Annotated in this window: 12 protein-coding genes and 2 pseudogenes; 13 read left to right on the top strand and 1 reads right to left on the bottom strand. The window is 38.3% G+C overall.

Annotation, left to right across the window (positions count from 1 at the left end; all coding sequences use genetic code 11):
- The 13 genes and pseudogenes from HMPREF1117_RS06590 to ileS form a co-directional block, all read left to right on the top strand.
- Positions 1-2,032, top strand: a pseudogene (locus tag HMPREF1117_RS06590) (LPXTG cell wall anchor domain-containing protein); the annotation flags it as partial.
- 351 nt (positions 2,033-2,383) lie between these two features.
- Positions 2,384-3,427, top strand: coding sequence for a D-alanine--D-alanine ligase (locus HMPREF1117_RS06585; protein WP_000814623.1), 1,044 nt, complete (start codon positions 2,384-2,386; stop codon positions 3,425-3,427).
- A gap of 84 nt (positions 3,428-3,511) precedes the next feature.
- Complete coding sequence (locus HMPREF1117_RS06580; RefSeq protein WP_000778756.1) at positions 3,512-4,885, top strand: UDP-N-acetylmuramoyl-tripeptide--D-alanyl-D-alanine ligase; 1,374 nt, start codon at positions 3,512-3,514, stop codon at positions 4,883-4,885.
- Entirely contained in the window at positions 4,872-5,483 is a 612-nt protein-coding gene (locus HMPREF1117_RS06575) for an NUDIX hydrolase N-terminal domain-containing protein (RefSeq protein WP_000857993.1), read from the top strand. Before HMPREF1117_RS06580 ends, HMPREF1117_RS06575 begins: the two co-directional genes overlap by 14 nt.
- A 90-nt stretch (positions 5,484-5,573) precedes the next feature.
- Positions 5,574-6,278 carry a YwaF family protein gene (locus tag HMPREF1117_RS06570; RefSeq protein WP_001055233.1) on the top strand — a complete coding sequence of 235 codons (705 nt, stop codon included), beginning with the start codon at positions 5,574-5,576 and terminating at the stop codon, positions 6,276-6,278.
- A 216-nt stretch (positions 6,279-6,494) separates the two neighbouring features.
- Positions 6,495-7,859, top strand: a complete 1,365-nt coding sequence (ftsA, locus tag HMPREF1117_RS06565; RefSeq protein WP_000090255.1) for a cell division protein FtsA — start codon at positions 6,495-6,497, stop codon at positions 7,857-7,859.
- A 17-nt stretch (positions 7,860-7,876) separates the two neighbouring features.
- Positions 7,877-9,133 (top strand): cell division protein FtsZ, encoded by a 1,257-nt coding sequence (ftsZ, locus tag HMPREF1117_RS06560; protein WP_000144253.1) that lies wholly within the window; start codon positions 7,877-7,879, stop codon positions 9,131-9,133.
- A gap of 4 nt (positions 9,134-9,137) precedes the next feature.
- Entirely contained in the window at positions 9,138-9,809 is a 672-nt protein-coding gene (locus HMPREF1117_RS06555; protein ID WP_007556788.1) for a YggS family pyridoxal phosphate-dependent enzyme, read from the top strand.
- Between the two features lie 9 nt (positions 9,810-9,818).
- Positions 9,819-10,352 (top strand): cell division protein SepF, encoded by a 534-nt coding sequence (locus HMPREF1117_RS06550; RefSeq protein ID WP_000053392.1) that lies wholly within the window; start codon positions 9,819-9,821, stop codon positions 10,350-10,352.
- Positions 10,352-10,615: a YggT family protein gene (locus HMPREF1117_RS06545; RefSeq protein ID WP_000576494.1), complete on the top strand. Its 264-nt coding sequence runs from the start codon at positions 10,352-10,354 to the stop codon at positions 10,613-10,615. The genes HMPREF1117_RS06550 and HMPREF1117_RS06545 overlap by 1 nt, the downstream gene beginning before the upstream one ends.
- Entirely contained in the window at positions 10,612-11,397 is a 786-nt protein-coding gene (locus HMPREF1117_RS06540; RefSeq protein ID WP_000041398.1) for a YlmH family RNA-binding protein, read from the top strand. Before HMPREF1117_RS06545 ends, HMPREF1117_RS06540 begins: the two co-directional genes overlap by 4 nt.
- Positions 11,398-11,405: 8 nt before the next feature.
- A complete protein-coding gene (locus tag HMPREF1117_RS0102090) occupies positions 11,406-12,263 on the top strand; it encodes a DivIVA domain-containing protein (RefSeq protein WP_001123195.1) in 858 nt (285 codons plus the stop codon).
- Between the two features lie 252 nt (positions 12,264-12,515).
- On the top strand, positions 12,516-15,308 hold the full coding sequence (ileS, locus tag HMPREF1117_RS06535; protein ID WP_000768068.1) for an isoleucine--tRNA ligase: 2,793 nt from the start codon (positions 12,516-12,518) through the stop codon (positions 15,306-15,308).
- 235 nt (positions 15,309-15,543) lie between these two features.
- Here the strand turns inward: ileS and HMPREF1117_RS06530 are convergent.
- Positions 15,544-16,334: pseudogene (locus tag HMPREF1117_RS06530) on the bottom strand (nucleotidyltransferase domain-containing protein).
- Positions 16,335-16,777 lie beyond the last annotated feature (443 nt).

Here is a 16,777-nt window from a genome sequence, read left to right as displayed (position 1 = left end):
CCCCAACAGCAGACCCAGCTGAAACAACAGATATCCAAGGTAAAGAACAAACTGGAAAACCAACATTCACACCAGGAAATCCAGACGTACCAATGGATGATGAAGTACCAGCACATTCACAGGCAAAGGTACAGGAGTAGCAGTTAAACGTGTAGATAAGAATGGCACACCAGTGACAGCTAAATACACCCCAACAGTAACTCCAGTGACTCCAGAAGGAACACCAGCTGAAACAACAGATATCCAAGGTAAAGAACAAACTGGAAAACCAACATTCACACCAGGAAATCCAGACGTACCAATGGATGATGAAGTACCAGCAACCTTCGAAGATGGATCAACAACTAAGACAATTCCAGGCGAAGGAACATACACAGTAGCACCAGATGGCACAGTAACCTTCACACCTGAGAAAACATTCACAGGCAAAGGTACAGGAGTAGCAGTTAAACGTGTAGATAAGAATGGCACACCAGTGACAGCTAAATACACCCCAACAGTAACTCCAGTAACACCAGAAGGAACACCAGCTGAAACAACAGATATCCAAGGTAAAGAACAAAACGGTAAACCTGAATTCAAACCAGGCAACCCAGACGTACCAATGGATGATGAAGTACCAGCAACCTTCGAAGATGGATCAACTGAGAAAGTAATTCCAGGTGAAGGAACATACACAGTAGCACCAGATGGCACAGTAACCTTCACACCAGAGAAGACATTCACAGGTAAAGGAACAGGCGTAACGGTTAAACGTGTAGATAAGAACGGCACACCAGTGACAGCTAAATACACACCAAACGTAACACCGGTAACACCAGAAGGAACACCTGCAGAATCTGAAGGACCTAAAGGGCAACCACAAACAGGAACACCTGAATTCAAACCAGGAAACCCTAATGTACCAATCGATGAAACTGTTAAACCAACATTTGACGATGGCACAACTGAGAAGAAAGTACCAGGTGAAGGAACATACACAATCGATGAAAACGGTAAAGTAACCTTCACACCAGAACCTGACTTCGTAGGTCAAGCGAAAGGTGTAACAGTTAAGCGTGTAGATAAGAATGGTACACCAGTAACAGCTACATACACACCAACAGTTCGTCCTGATACTTCATTCGTTGATAAAGATGGTAAACCACTTTCACCAACAGAAGATGGAACTAAGCCAACAAAAGATATCCCAGGATACAAGATTGTTAAAACTGAAGTAGATGAAAAAGGAAATACAAAACACATCTATGAAAAAGTTACAACAACTCATAAAGATAAAGATGGCAATGTAATTCCAGGAACAACTACTGAGGAAGGTACAACTTCTAAGAAAGATATTCCAGGCTACCGCTTCGTAGAAACTAAGAAACTTCCAAATGGAGATACAGAGCATGTCTACGAAAAAGTTAAGACATCATTCAAGGATAAAGACGGAAATGAAATTCCAAACTATCCAACAGAAGATGGTGAACAACCTAAGAAAGATATCCCAGGCTACCGCTTTGTAGAGACTAAGAAACTTCCAAATGGCGATGTAGAACACGTTTATGAGAAAGTTAAGACAAGTCATAAGGATAAAGACGGAAACGAAATTCCAAACTATCCAACAGAAGATGGTGAACAACCTAAGAAAGATATTCCAGGCTACCGCTTTGTAGAGACTAAGAAACTTCCAAATGGTGACATCGAACACGTTTATGAGAAAGTTACAGCACCAACACCAACTCCAGTAGTAGAAAAATCTACAACTTGGGTAGATGAAAACGGAAACCCATTAAAACCAACTGAAAATGGGACTAAAGATCCAGGATCAATCCCAGGATATGAATTAGTTAATACTGTAGTTGATAAAGATGGAAATGTACGTCACATCTTCAGAAAAGTAACTAAACCAACAGCAGTCAAAGAAACTGAAGTGAAATCTGAATTGCCAAATACAGGTACAGAAAATCATGCTAATTTAGCAGCACTTGGACTTCTTGGACTATTGAGTGGATTTGGGCTTGTTGCTCGCAAAAAGAAAGAAGACTAATGTTATAATCTTATAAAGATTAAACAATAGAACTTTATTTCATAAATTAAAAGCCAACTAATCTTTCGATTAGTTGGCTTTTTAAATTATGACTAGAATTCTAATATTGGGGGAAGTAAACTATTTATGCCATTCACTGTAATGTACATAATGGATTTAATTTTGAAAAGGATCAGTCAGTGAAACTTGTGTAGATTGATGTGATATTAATAGTAATAAACTGGAACAGTTACAAGATATTATAGCCATCTATTGAAGATTTTCGAAGTTTGTACTGGGTTCAAATTTTTAAAAAATAAGCAAATATGGTATACTAAAGAGCAAGAATTATAGTAGAATTAGGACTTTAATATGAAACAGACGATTATTCTTTTATATGGTGGACGTAGTGCGGAAAGAGAAGTTTCAATACTCTCAGCTGAAAGTATTATGCGTGCAGTCAACTATGATTATTTTAGTGTCAAGACTTTCTTTATCAGTCAGTCTGGTGACTTTATCAAAACTCAGGAATTTAGTCAAGCTCCCAATCAAGATGAACGTCTTATGACCAATGCTACCATTGACTTGGAAAAGAAAATAGTCCCAAGTGCGATTTATGAAGAAGGTGCAGTTGTTTTTCCTGTTCTTCATGGACCTATGGGAGAAGATGGCTCTATTCAAGGTTTTCTAGAAGTACTTAAGATGCCTTATGTAGGTTGTAATATCTTGTCATCTAGTCTTGCTATGGATAAAATTACAACTAAGCGTGTTTTGGAATCTACTGGTATTGCTCAGGTTCCCTATGTAGCAATTGTTGAAGGTGATGATCTAGATTTAAAAATTTCAGAAGTTGAATCTAAATTAACATATCCTGTATTTACTAAACCCTCAAATATGGGTTCTAGTGTTGGTATTTCAAAATCTGAAAACCAAGAGCAACTCCGTCAAGCTTTGAATTTGGCTTTCAAATATGACAGTCGTATCTTGGTAGAGCAAGGAGTCAATGCTCGTGAAATTGAAGTTGGACTATTAGGAAACTACGATGTCAAGAGTACGTTACCAGGAGAAGTGGTCAAAGATGTTGCATTCTACGACTACGATGCCAAGTATATCGATAACAAGATTACCATGGATATTCCAGCTAAGATCAGTGATGATGTAGTAGCTGTTATGCGCCAAAATGCAGAAGCTGCCTTCCGCGCAATAGGTGGTTTAGGTTTGTCTCGTTGTGATTTCTTCTACACAGATAAGGGAGAGATTTTCCTAAACGAGCTCAATACCATGCCAGGTTTCACCCAGTGGTCTATGTATCCGCTTCTTTGGGAAAATATGGGAATTGCTTATCCAGAACTAATCGAGCACTTAGTTGAACTTGCTAAAGAAAGCTTTAAAAAGCGCGAAGCGCATTTATTATAAAAATGAAATAGAGGGTAGGAGCTAGAAATAAATTCCGTTACATATGGATTTTCTAAGGCTTCAACCCTTTTTAAAGGAGTAAAAATGAAACTAACAATCCATGAAGTTGCGCAAGTTGTAGGAGCTAAAAATGATGTTACAATCTATGCTGATGCTCAGTTGAAAAAGGCTGAGTTTGATAGTCGCTTGATTGGTGCTGGAGATTTGTTTGTACCTCTTAAAGGGGCACGTGATGGTCATGATTTTATTGAGACAGCATTTGCAAATGGAGCCACTGTCTGTTTGTCTGAAAAAGAAATAGTAAATCATCCCTATATTTTAGTAGACGATGTCTTGAAAGCTTTTCAAAAATTAGCTGCTTATTATCTTGAAAAGTCAGGTGTTGATGTCTTTGCGGTTACGGGTTCAAATGGCAAGACAACGACCAAGGATATGTTAGCTCACTTGCTATCAACAACCTACAAAACTTACAAAACACAAGGCAACTACAATAATGAGATTGGTCTTCCCTACACAGTTCTCCATATGCCTGAAGAAACAGAAAAGTTGGTCTTGGAGATGGGACAGGATCACTTGGGAGATATTCATCTCTTGTCAGAATTGGCTCATCCAACAACAGCCATCGTGACCTTGGTTGGAGAAGCCCATTTAGCCTTTTTCAAAGATCGTTCTGAGATTGCTGAAGGTAAAATGCAAATTGTAGACGGTATGGCTCCAGGAACCTTGCTCTTAGCACCAGTCGATCCCATTGTAGATCCCTATCTTCCAACTGACAAAAAAGTCGTTCGTTTTGGGCAAGGAGCAGAGTTGGAAATTACTGATTTGGTAGAGCGTAAGGACAGTTTAACCTTTAAGACTAATTTTTTAAATCAAGCTCTTGATTTACCAGTTACAGGTAAGTATAATGCAACTAATGCAATGATTGCCTCTTTTGTAGCCTTACAAGAAGGAGTTTCAGAAGAACAAATCCATCAAGCCTTTCGTGATCTAGAATTGACTCGTAACCGTACTGAATGGAAAAAAGCAGCCAATGGAGCGGATATCTTATCTGATGTTTATAATGCCAATCCCACAGCCATGAAGCTGATTTTAGAGACTTTTTCTGCCATCTCAGCCAATGAAGGGGGCAAGAAAATCGCTGTCTTGGCAGACATGAAGGAACTTGGTGACCAGTCTGTTCAACTCCATAATCAAATGATTTTGAGTCTTAGTCCAGAGTTTTTGGACACGGTTATTTTTTATGGAGAAGACATTGCAGAATTAGCCCAACTTGCCAGTCAAATGTTCCCAATCGGCCATGTTTACTACTTCAAAAAAACAGCTGACGAGGACCAATTTGAAGACCTAGTCAAGCAAGTCAAGGAAAGTCTTGGAGTACATGACCAAATATTGCTCAAAGGCTCTAACTCTATGAACCTAGCCAAGTTGGTAGAAAGTTTAGAAAATGAAGACAAGTGATTTTGTTAAGTATCTGCAAAGAATGATTGCCCTTACAGATACTGGCTTAACCTTTACAAAAGATCCTTTTGACCGTGAGCGCTATGAAGACTTGCGAAGTCTGTTATCTGAAATGTTGAATCAAGCATCAGACCTTGATGTCGAAGAAGTGGCAGAAGTTTTGAAGCCAACTTCCGCTTATGCAACTCCGTTAATGGACGTCCGTGCTTGGATTGTTGAGGACGAAAAGATTTGTCTGGTTAGGGGACAAGGAGAGAATGATTGGGCTTTGCCAGGTGGCTTTGGTGAGGTTGGTTATTCTCCAACAGAAAATATTCTCAAGGAAATTGAAGAAGAAACCGGTTTTGAAGCTAAAGTAGAAAGACTACTAGCTGTTTTTGATACAAATCGTTTCCAACTACAGAGCAAGCAATATGCAAAGTTTGTTTTTGAATGTAAGCTTCTTGATGGACAATTCCAAGAAAATCAAGAAATTGCTGACCTTCAATTTTTTGCCATTGATCAACTGCCAGCCTTATCTGAAAAACGCATTACCAAGGAGCAAATAGAGCTTCTTTGGCAGGTTTATCAAGGTCAGAGGGAGCAATATCTTGACTAAGAAGATGATTATCGTATTTCTAAATTCATTTTTCTCAAGTAGCATGGTATAATAGAATGCAGGAAAATTTTGAATCATGAGGAAGACTAGATGAATTTATGGGATATTTTCTTTACGACCCAAGCAACAGAGCCACCCAAATTTGACCTTTTTTGGTATGTCAGTATATTTACACTCTTGGCTTTGACCTTTTATACAGCCTATCGTTATCGTGAAAAGAAGGCTTATCAACGATTTTTCCAAATCTTGCAGGCAGTTCAGTTAATCCTTCTTTATGGATGGTACGGGGTTAATCATATGCCATTGTCAGAAAGCTTACCCTTTTACCATTGCCGTATGGCTATGTTTGTGGTGCTTTTGCTTCCTGGTCAGTCCAAATATCGGCAGTATTTTGCATTACTAGGAACATTTGGGACATTAGCAGCCTTTGTTTATCCAGTGCCAGATCCTTATCCATTCCCGCATATTGCGATTTTATCCTTTATCTTTGGCCACTTAGCTCTCTTGGGGAACTCTCTAGTTTATCTATTGAGACAGTATAACGCGCGATTGCTGGATGTGAAGGGAATTTTTCTCATGACCTTTGCACTAAATGCCTTGATTTTTGTGGTCAATTTAGTAACAGGTGGAGATTACGGATTCTTGACAAAACCACCATTGGTTGGAGACCATGGCTTAGTAGCTAATTATTTAATCGTTTCCCTGGCCTTATCAGCAGCGATTACGTTAACAAAGAAAATCTTGGAACTATTTTTAGAGCAAGAAGCAGAAAAAATATTCGTTAAGAAAGCTTAATCATAAGCTTTCTTTTTTTATAATTTATACTTATAGTTAGAGTTTAATAGAAAAGAACTATCACCAAAGACTAAAAATGAAAAAAATGGTAGGTAAAATGAGGAAAAACTGACCACTATTGGATTTTTTGTGTTATAATATTCTGTGAATAGCTATGCCCTGTTTTAGTTATTAAATAGAACATAGGAACTTGGAAGATAGAGAGGATGCGATGCAATGGCTAGAGATGGTTTTTTCACAGGATTAGACATCGGGACCAATTCAATTAAAGTATTGGTAGCTGAACTTAGAAATGGCGAACTAAATGTTATTGGTGTAAGTAACGCTAAGAGTAAAGGTGTAAAGGATGGAATTATAGTTGATATTGAGGCGGCAGCAACCACTATCAAATCAGCTATTTCCCAAGCAGAAGAGAAGGCTGGTATTTCAATTAAATCAGTGAATGTTGGCTTGCCTGGAAATCTTTTACAAGTAGAGCCAACTCAAGGAATGATTCCAGTTACATCAGATACAAAGGAAATTACAGATCAAGATGTTGAAAATGTTGTCAAATCAGCTTTGACCAAGAGTATGACACCTGATCGTGAAGTGATTACCTTTATTCCTGAAGAATTTATCGTAGATGGTTTCCAAGGGATTCGTGATCCACGTGGGATGATGGGAGTTCGCTTAGAAATGCGTGGTCTACTATATACAGGACCTCGTACAATCCTACATAATTTACGGAAGACAGTTGAGCGTGTGGGTATCCAACTTGAAAACATTATCATCTCTCCATTAGCAATAGTCCAATCTGTTTTAAATGAAGGTGAACGTGAATTTGGTGCAACAGTAATTGATATGGGTGCTGGGCAAACAAGTGTTGCTACAATCCGTAACCAAGAGCTTCAATTTACAAATATCCTTCAAGAAGGTGGAGATTACGTCACTAAAGACATCTCTAAAGTTTTAAAAACTTCTCAGAAATTAGCTGAAGGTTTGAAATTGAATTATGGTGAAGCCTATCCTTCACTCGCAAGTAATGAGACCTTCCAAGTTGAAGTTATTGGGGAAGTAGAACCAGTTGAGGTCTCTGAAAAATATCTAGCGGAAATTATTTCAGCTCGCATTAAGCATATCTTTGAACAAATCAAACAAGATTTGGAAAGAAGACATTTATTGGATCTTCCAGGTGGTATTGTTTTAATAGGTGGAAATGCAATTTTACCGGGTATTGTGGAACTTGCACAGGAAGTGTTTGGTGTTCGTGTCAAACTTTTTGTTCCAAATCAAGTTGGAATCCGTAATCCTGCATTTGCCCATGTAATTAGTTTGTCAGAATTTGCTGGCCAGTTAACTGAAGTGAATCTTTTGGCGCAGAGAGCAGTTAAAGGTGAAGATGCCTTACGTCATCAACCAATTAATTTTGGTGGTATGATTCAGCGTGTCACACAGGTTGCTCAATCGGCTTCACATACAGAAATGGAACCATTACCTCCTACTAATGGAGCGACTTCCGTAGAAGAAAAACCATCTTCTCAGAACAAACAAAAAATCGCAGATCGTTTCCGTGGACTAATCGGAAGCATGTTTGATGAATAAAAGAGGAAATAAAAACTATGACATTTTCATTTGATACAGCAGCAGCTCAAGGTGCAGTTATTAAAGTAATTGGTGTAGGTGGAGGTGGCGGTAACGCCATTAACCGCATGGTTGACGAAGGTGTTGCCGGCGTAGAATTTATCGCAGCAAACACAGATGTACAAGCTTTGAGTAGTACAAAAGCTGAGACTGTTATTCAGTTAGGTCCTAAATTAACTCGCGGTTTGGGTGCGGGAGGTCAACCTGAAGTTGGTCGTAAAGCTGCAGAAGAAAGCGAAGAAACATTGGCAGCTGCTATTAGCGGAGCAGATATGGTCTTTATCACTGCTGGTATGGGAGGAGGTTCTGGTACAGGAGCTGCTCCAGTCATTGCCCGTATTGCTAAAGATTTAGGAGCTCTCACAGTTGGTGTTGTGACTCGTCCCTTCGGTTTTGAAGGAAGTAAACGTGGTCAGTTCGCTGTTGAAGGGATCAACCAACTTCGTGAGCATGTTGACACTTTATTGATTATTTCAAATAATAACTTGCTTGAAATTGTTGATAAGAAAACTCCATTGCTTGAAGCACTTAGTGAAGCAGATAATGTTCTTCGTCAAGGGGTTCAAGGAATTACTGATTTAATTACAAACCCAGGTTTAATTAACCTCGACTTTGCCGATGTAAAAACAGTAATGGCTAATAAAGGAAATGCTCTAATGGGTATTGGGATTGGTAGTGGAGAAGAACGTGTTGTTGAGGCAGCTCGTAAAGCTATCTACTCACCACTTCTTGAAACAACGATTGATGGAGCAGAAGATGTTATCGTCAACGTTACTGGTGGTCTTGACTTAACTTTGATTGAAGCTGAGGAAGCATCAGAAATTGTTAACCAAGCAGCTGGTCAAGGTGTGAATATCTGGCTTGGAACATCAATTGATGAAAGTATGCGTGATGAAATCCGTGTAACAGTTGTTGCAACCGGTGTTCGTCAAGATCGTGTTGAGAAAGTCGTAGGACAACCATCTAAGCAAGCAGTTCGTCATGAGCAGACTAGTCCAAGTCATGCACGTAACTATGATCGTAATTTTGACATGACTGAAAGTGTAGAAATGCCAAATCCAACACATCGTCGTGCAGAAACTTCTCAATCTTCAGCATTTGGTGACTGGGATTTACGTCGTGAAACAATTGTTCGATCAACAGATTCTGTTGTTTCGCCAGTTGAACGTTTCGAAGCACCATCTTTGCAAGATGAGGATGAGCTTGATACACCTCCATTTTTCAAAAATCGTTAATTAAATGAATTTGAGAGAAAATACTGAACGTGTTTTTCAACAAATAAAAAATGCAAGTCAGCAAGCAGGAAGAGAGAATGATACTGTTTCGGTCATTGCTGTTACAAAATATGTAGAGGTATCAATAGCGGAAGCTTTGCTTTCGCTAGGTGTCCATCATATTGGTGAAAATCGTGTAGATAAGTTTTTAGAGAAATATAATGCTTTAAAAGATTATGACCTAACTTGGCATTTAATTGGAACTTTGCAAAGACGTAAAGTCAAAGATGTGATTAATTATGTTGATTATTTTCATGCTTTGGATTCAGTGAAGTTAGCTGAAGAAATCCAAAAAAGAAGTAATCGAGTGATTAAGTGTTTCTTACAGGTTAATATTTCTCAAGAAGAGACCAAACATGGTTTTTCTAAGGAAGAACTATTAGCTGCCTTACCAGTATTAGCTTCTCTAGACAATATTGAGTATGTAGGATTAATGACTATGGCTCCATTTGAAGCTAGTTCTGAAGAACTAAATGAGATTTTTAAAGCTACACAAGATTTGCAATTAGAGATTAGAGAAAAACAAATTCCCAATATGCCGATGATGGATTTAAGTATGGGTATGAGTCGTGACTATAAAGAAGCGATTCACCATGGCTCTACATTTGTCCGAATTGGTACAGCATTTTTTAAGTAGGAAAGAAATATGTCTTTAAAAGATAGATTTGATAGATTTATAGATTATTTTACAGAAGATGGAGAAGGAAGCAGTAACATTTACCAGCCTGTAGCTGAAGAAAATCATGCTCCTTCAGTACCTTCTCTCCAAGAGTTACCCCCAAAAAACGAACCTGTCGTTTCTAAGGATAGAAATATTACACGTCTTCATGCTCGTCAACAAGAGTTGGCTATGCAAAGTCAACGTTCTACTGATAAGGTGACTATCGACGTGCGTTATCCTAGAAACTATGAAGATGCTACAGAAATTGTAGATTTGTTAGCTGGTAACGAAAGTGTTTTGATTGATTTTCAATATATGACTGAAGTTCAGGCGCGTCGTTGTTTAGATTATTTAGATGGTGCACGCCATGTTTTAGCTGGTAATATGAAAAAGGTAGCCTCAACAATGTACCTTTTGACTCCAGTTGGTGTTGTTGTCAATATTGAAGACATCAAAATTCCAGATGAATCACATAATGGTGAGTTTGGTTTTGATATGAAACGTTCGAGAGTGAGATAATGATTTTTCTCATTCGTTTTATTCAAAATGCTACAGATATTTATTCTCTAATTCTAGTCGTCTTTGCTCTGATGTCTTGGTTTCCAAATGCTTACGAATCTAGTTTTGGACGTTTGATTGTTAGCTTAGTGAAACCTATATTGATACCTTTGCAACGTTTGCCGCTTCAGTTCGCAGGTCTTGATTTGTCTGTTTGGATTGCGGTATTATTAGTTCGTTTCCTAGGGAATCAACTTATTCACCTATTATTAATCTTTATATGAGCAAGATGATTTATCAGCACTTTTCTCACAATGATTCACCATTTATTGATAAGGGGCTAGAATGGGTAAGAAAGGTTGAGAGTACTTATTCTCCCTTTTTAACCCCTTTTATAAATCCTCATCAGGAAAAGATTTTACAGATTTTAGCATCAACCAATAGTCTCTCTATTATGAGTAGTCGGCAGTTTCTAGATACTGAGTATGTGAGAGTACTCTTGTATCCTGATTACTTTGAACCTGAATTTTCAGATTTTGAATTGTCATTACAAGAAATTGTTTATCCTCCTAAATTTGAAAGATTAACACATTCAAAAATTCTAGGTACTGTGATAAATCAATTGGGAATAGATAGAAAATTGTTTGGTGATATATTGATCAACGAAGAAAGAGCTCAGATTATCATTAACCGTCAATATCTATCTCTATTCCAAGATGGAATTAAGAAAATTGCACGTTTACCTGTTAATCTTGAGGAACGAGATTTTAGTGAGAAACTAGAAAAAGTTGAGAATTACCAAGAAGTTGATATTTGCATATCTAGTTGTAGATTAGATGTTTTTATAGCAGGTGTCTTCAAGTTGTCTAGAAGTCAGGCGAATCATTTAATTGTGAAGCAAGCAGTACAGGTCAATTATCATCTAGCTGAAAAGTTAGATTATATGGTTCAGATTGGTGATTTGATAAGTGTAAGAAAATATGGCCGATTAAAACTCGTTAGAGATAATGGGCAAACCAAAAAAGATAAAAAGAAATTAACGGTCCAATTGTTAGTAAGTAAGTGAGGAAAAATATGCCAATTACATCGTTAGAAATTAAAGATAAAACCTTTGGAACTCGCTTTAGAGGTTTTAATCCAGAAGAAGTTGATGAATTTTTAGATATTGTAGTTCGTGATTATGAAGAGTTAGTTCGTTCGAATCATGATAAAGATTTACACATTAAAAGTTTGGAAGAACGTTTATCTTATTTTGATGAGATGAAAGATTCACTAAGTCAGTCTGTTTTGATTGCACAAGACACAGCTGAGAGAGTGAAACAAGCAGCAAATGAACGTTCAAGTAATATCATTCAACAAGCAGAACAAAATGCGCAACGTTTGTTAGAAGAAGCTAAGTATAAAGCAAATGAAATTCTGCGTCAAGCGACTGATAATGCTAAAAAGGTTGCTGTTGAAACAGAAGAATTGAAGAACAAGAGTCGTGTTTTCCATCAACGTTTGAAATCAACTATTGAGAGTCAATTGGCTATTGTTGAATCTTCAGATTGGGAAGATATTCTTCGTCCGACAGCTACTTATCTTCAAACAAGTGATGAAGCATTTAAAGAGGTTGTGAGTGAAGTATTGGGTGTTTCAGTTTCATCGTATCAAGAAGAAGAGCCAATCGATATTACTCGTCAGTTTTCTCCCGAAGAGATGGCAGAGTTGCAAGCGCGTATCGAAGCAGCTAATAAAGAACTTGAAGAAGCAGAAAATAGAGCTGCACAAGAGCAAATGGTTTCATTTGTTGACGAAACACAATCTTATTCAGATAACCCAGTATATGAAGAAACAGAGCTTACTCCAAGATATTATCCAGAAGTAGACGACGAACCTGTTCACTCAGATTCAGGCTATGTAGCTCAGAAAGAATCTGTTACAATTTTATAAGTAGAAAAGTGAGAACAAAATCTTATCATTATATTCCTAGCGAGCAGGTGATGGTGAAAGTCCTGTATTCCCTAATGGTAAGTTTATCCTCTCAATCTATCAAATCTGAATCGAGTAAGATTTGACGTTACCCACGTTACGGGTTAAGAGGAAAAAAGCATAGTCTTTTTTCGAATAAAGGTGGTACCACGATTTTCGTCCTTTTTGGAAGTCGTGGTTTTTAATTTGTAATTTTTTATTAAAGGAGATATTATGAAACTTAAAGATACCCTTAATCTTGGGAAAACTGAATTCCCAATGCGTGCAGGACTTCCTACCAAAGAGCCAGTTTGGCAAAAGGAATGGGAAGATGCAAAACTTTACCAACGTCGTCAAGAATTGAACCAAGGAAAACCTCATTTCACCTTGCATGATGGCCCTCCATATGCCAACGGAAATATCCACGTTGGACACGCTATGAACAAGATTTCAAAAGATATCATTGTACGTTCAAAATCTATGTCAGGTTTTTACGCCCCATTTATCCCAGGTTGGGATACTCATGGTCTGCCAATCGAGCAAGTTTTGGCAAAACAAGGTGTTAAGCGCAAAGAAATGGACTTGGTTGAGTACTTGAAACTTTGCCGTGAGTACGCCCTTTCTCAAGTAGATAAACAACGTGAAGATTTTAAACGTTTGGGTGTTTCTGGTGACTGGGAAAATCCATATGTAACACTTACTCCTGACTATGAAGCAGCTCAAATTCGTGTCTTTGGAGAAATGGCCAACAAGGGTTATATCTACCGTGGAGCTAAACCAGTTTACTGGTCTTGGTCATCTGAGTCGGCTCTTGCTGAAGCGGAGATTGAATACCATGATTTGGTTTCAACTTCTCTTTACTATGCCAACAAAGTAAAAGATGGCAAAGGTGTTCTAGATACAGATACTTATATCGTAGTCTGGACAACAACTCCATTTACCATTACAGCTTCTCGTGGTTTGACTGTTGGTGCAGATATTGATTATGTTTTGGTTCAACCTGCTGGTGAAGCTCGTAAGTTTATGGTTGCTGCAGAATTATTGACTAGCTTGTCTGAGAAATTTGGCTGGGTTAATGTTCAAGTGTTGGCGACTTACCGTGGTCAAGAACTCAATCACATCGTAACAGAACACCCATGGGATACGGCTGTAGATGAATTGGTAATTCTTGGTGACCACGTTACTACTGACTCTGGTACAGGTATTGTCCATACAGCCCCTGGTTTTGGTGAGGACGACTACAATGTTGGTATTGCTAATGGCCTTGAAGTCGCAGTGACTGTTGACGAACGTGGTATCATGATGAAGAATGCTGGTCCTGAGTTTGAAGGTCAATTCTATGAAAAGGTAGTTCCAACTGTTATTGAAAAACTTGGTAACCTCCTTCTTGCCCAAGAAGAAATCTCTCACTCATACCCATTTGACTGGCGTACTAAGAAACCAATTATCTGGCGTGCAGTACCACAATGGTTTGCCTCAGTTTCTAAATTCCGTCAAGAAATCTTGGACGAAATTGAAAAAGTGAAATTCCACTCAGAATGGGGTAAAGTGCGTCTTTACAACATGATTCGTGACCGTGGCGACTGGGTTATCTCTCGTCAACGTGCTTGGGGTGTTCCGCTTCCTATCTTCTATGCTGAAGATGGTACAGCAATCATGACTGCTGAAACTATTGAGCATGTAGCTCAACTCTTTGAAGAACATGGTTCAAGCATTTGGTGGGAACGTGATGCTAAGGACCTCTTGCCAGAAGGATTTACTCATCCAGGTTCACCAAAAGGTGAGTTCAAAAAAGAAACAGATATCATGGACGTATGGTTTGACTCAGGTTCATCATGGAATGGAGTTGTAGTAAACCGTCCTGAGTTGACTTACCCAGCAGATCTTTACTTAGAAGGTTCAGACCAATACCGTGGTTGGTTCAACTCATCACTCATCACATCTGTTGCCAACCATGGCGTAGCACCTTACAAACAAATCTTGTCACAAGGATTTGCCCTTGATGGTAAAGGTGAGAAGATGTCTAAATCTCTTGGAAATACTATTGCTCCAAGTGATGTTGAAAAACAATTTGGTGCTGAAATCTTGCGTCTCTGGGTAACAAGTGTAGACTCAACTAACGATGTCCGTATCTCTATGGATATCTTGAGCCAAGTCTCTGAAACTTACCGTAAAATCCGTAACACCCTTCGTTTCTTGATTGCCAATACTTCTGACTTTAACCCAGCTGTGGATACAGTAGCTTACGATGAGCTTCGCTCAGTCGATAAGTACATGACGATTCGCTTTAACCAACTTGTGAAAACGATTCGTGATGCCTATGCGGACTTTGAATTTTTGACAATCTACAAGGCTTTGGTTAACTTTATCAACGTTGACTTGTCAGCCTTTTACCTTGATTTTGCTAAGGACGTTGTTTACATCGAAGGTGCTAAATCACTGGAACGTCGTCAAATGCAGACTGTCTTCTATGACATTCTTGTGAAAATTACAAAACTCTTGACACCAATCCTTCCTCACACTGCGGAAGAAATTTGGTCATACCTTGAGTTTGAAACAGAAGACTTTGTTCAATTGTCAGAATTGCCAGGAGCAGAAACTTTTGCTAATCAAGAAGAAATTTTGGATACATGGGCAGCCTTCATGGACTTCCGTGGACAAGCTCAAAAAGCCTTGGAAGAAGCGCGTAATGCAAAAGTTATCGGTAAATCACTTGAAGCACACTTGACAGTTTATCCAAATGAAGTTGTGAAAACTCTACTCGAAGCAGTGAACAGCAATGTAGCACAAGTATTGATCGTATCGGACTTGACAATTGCAGAAGGTCCAGCTCCAGAAGAAGCACTCGTCTTTGAAGATGTAGCCTTTACAGTTGAACGTGCTGCAGGTCAAGTGTGTGACCGTTGCCGTCGCATTGATTTAACAACAACAGAACGTAGCTACCATGCTATTATCTGTGATCACTGTGCTAGCATCGTAGAAGAAAACTTTACGGACGCAGTAGCAGAAGGATTTGAAGCGAAATAAGATTGAAAAATCTAGGGAAAACTCAATTTGAGAAGAAAAGACAACTAATCTTATAGACTATAAAACGCATTGTATCAAGTTTTTGAACTCCTGATATAATGCGTTTTTATCCTGTTAGAACCTTTTTGTTCTGCTCTGATTTCAATCAATTCTACATTGTTATATATTGTGAAAATTCAAAAAGCTCATGGATCATCTGGAAAGCAGATTTCATGAGCTTTTATCTGTTGGCGTTCTAAATGGATTCATCAATCAAGTGTTTAAGATTTGATAGGAGATGCTCTAAAGTTAGGACAGTTTTCTGATGGTGATCTAGCAGGTAGAGATTTTGAAAATAGTTTTGGATATCGTCTTCGAAATGTTGAGGTAGATGAGCCAATTATTTTTTGCGTACTGGAGCATGAGTTTTTCTCCTGGGTGGAGCTGCTCATTGAAGGCAAAGAGTAAATCGAAATAAGAAGCGAAGAACTCACTACTGCGGTGATTGATGCTGAGTAAGTCTTTGCGTTTGAGGGCTTTTTTGATTTGTCTTGAAAAGGCTGGCATAGCTTGGTTAAGAAGTAGGAATTGCTTGTTGATGATATTCTTTTTCAGCTCGGCTGGATAAGGAAGATTGTACTTTTTCTGGAGGGCAGCATAGTGACCATCTCGATCGTAGAGAATCTTGCTGTTGAGCAGATTGTACCACATACAAGTAGTGTAAGAATTCTGGGCTTGGTGCTCTAAAACTACGGCCTGTAAATCTTTGTTAAAGCTGTCCAGAGAGCGATAAATCAGCTCAATCTCTATGCCATTATTGAGAACACAATCATCTTCCAATTCCCAAAATTGATTGCCGATTTCCATATAGGAGCAGTATTTACTGAGAATATCTTTTCGGATGTCTGGCGAGAGGGGAGCACTGAGGTAGACATATACATCATAGTCAGAGTCTTTGTCAAAATCTTGTCCAGCCCGTGATCCTCCTAGAGCTAGAGCCTCTACTTGCTCCAGTTGAGCCAATTCTTCAAAGATATGTTGTGGCATAATGGTAACCTTCTTTATTTTTTGACATCATTCTAACAAAAATTAAAGAGACTAGCAAGAGTGAAATGGAAATTTCTTTCTACCTATTTGCTGATAATTGTTCAAAGCAATTCAACTACCAAACAGCTAAATTCACAAACTAAGTTCCACCGCTAATTCAATAAGTTTTGTTATAGTGGACCTCATTTCTAACTCAATCGTTTTACACTTAATTCCACCATAAAGTCCGTTTTAGACTAATTTCCACTTTGACCAACCAAGTGGAAGTTACTTTGAGAAATTACCACTGTTCAAAAGAATTGAAGAATGCTAGTATTATTTTGGGACAAGTTAGAGAATTTATAGTATAATGATGGTTGTAGATTAAATATATCAAAATATATATAGAAGTATTTTTGTTTCTTGTAAGTTTATCTGAGTGGGGAAGCAAAATGCTTCTTCTA

Source organism: Streptococcus sp. SK643, assembly GCF_000259505.1.
In the GTDB taxonomy this organism is placed as follows: Bacteria; Bacillota; Bacilli; order Lactobacillales; family Streptococcaceae; genus Streptococcus.
This window is presented reverse-complemented; position numbering and strand designations above follow the sequence as displayed.

Excerpts from the sequence above, each read along its gene's own strand:
- HMPREF1117_RS06550 (WP_000053392.1), top strand. The coding sequence starts at position 9,819 with ATGTCTTTAAAAGATAGATTTGATAGATTTATAGATTATTTTACAGAA.
- HMPREF1117_RS06570 (WP_001055233.1), top strand. The coding sequence starts at position 5,574 with ATGAATTTATGGGATATTTTCTTTACGACCCAAGCAACAGAGCCACCC.
- HMPREF1117_RS06540 (WP_000041398.1), top strand. The coding sequence starts at position 10,612 with ATGAGCAAGATGATTTATCAGCACTTTTCTCACAATGATTCACCATTT.
- HMPREF1117_RS0102090 (WP_001123195.1), top strand. The coding sequence starts at position 11,406 with ATGCCAATTACATCGTTAGAAATTAAAGATAAAACCTTTGGAACTCGC.
- ftsZ (WP_000144253.1), top strand. The coding sequence starts at position 7,877 with ATGACATTTTCATTTGATACAGCAGCAGCTCAAGGTGCAGTTATTAAA.
- HMPREF1117_RS06545 (WP_000576494.1), top strand. The coding sequence starts at position 10,352 with ATGATTTTTCTCATTCGTTTTATTCAAAATGCTACAGATATTTATTCT.
- HMPREF1117_RS06555 (WP_007556788.1), top strand. The coding sequence starts at position 9,138 with ATGAATTTGAGAGAAAATACTGAACGTGTTTTTCAACAAATAAAAAAT.
- ileS (WP_000768068.1), top strand. The coding sequence starts at position 12,516 with ATGAAACTTAAAGATACCCTTAATCTTGGGAAAACTGAATTCCCAATG.
- ftsA (WP_000090255.1), top strand. The coding sequence starts at position 6,495 with ATGGCTAGAGATGGTTTTTTCACAGGATTAGACATCGGGACCAATTCA.
- HMPREF1117_RS06580 (WP_000778756.1), top strand. The coding sequence starts at position 3,512 with ATGAAACTAACAATCCATGAAGTTGCGCAAGTTGTAGGAGCTAAAAAT.
- HMPREF1117_RS06575 (WP_000857993.1), top strand. The coding sequence starts at position 4,872 with ATGAAGACAAGTGATTTTGTTAAGTATCTGCAAAGAATGATTGCCCTT.
- HMPREF1117_RS06585 (WP_000814623.1), top strand. The coding sequence starts at position 2,384 with ATGAAACAGACGATTATTCTTTTATATGGTGGACGTAGTGCGGAAAGA.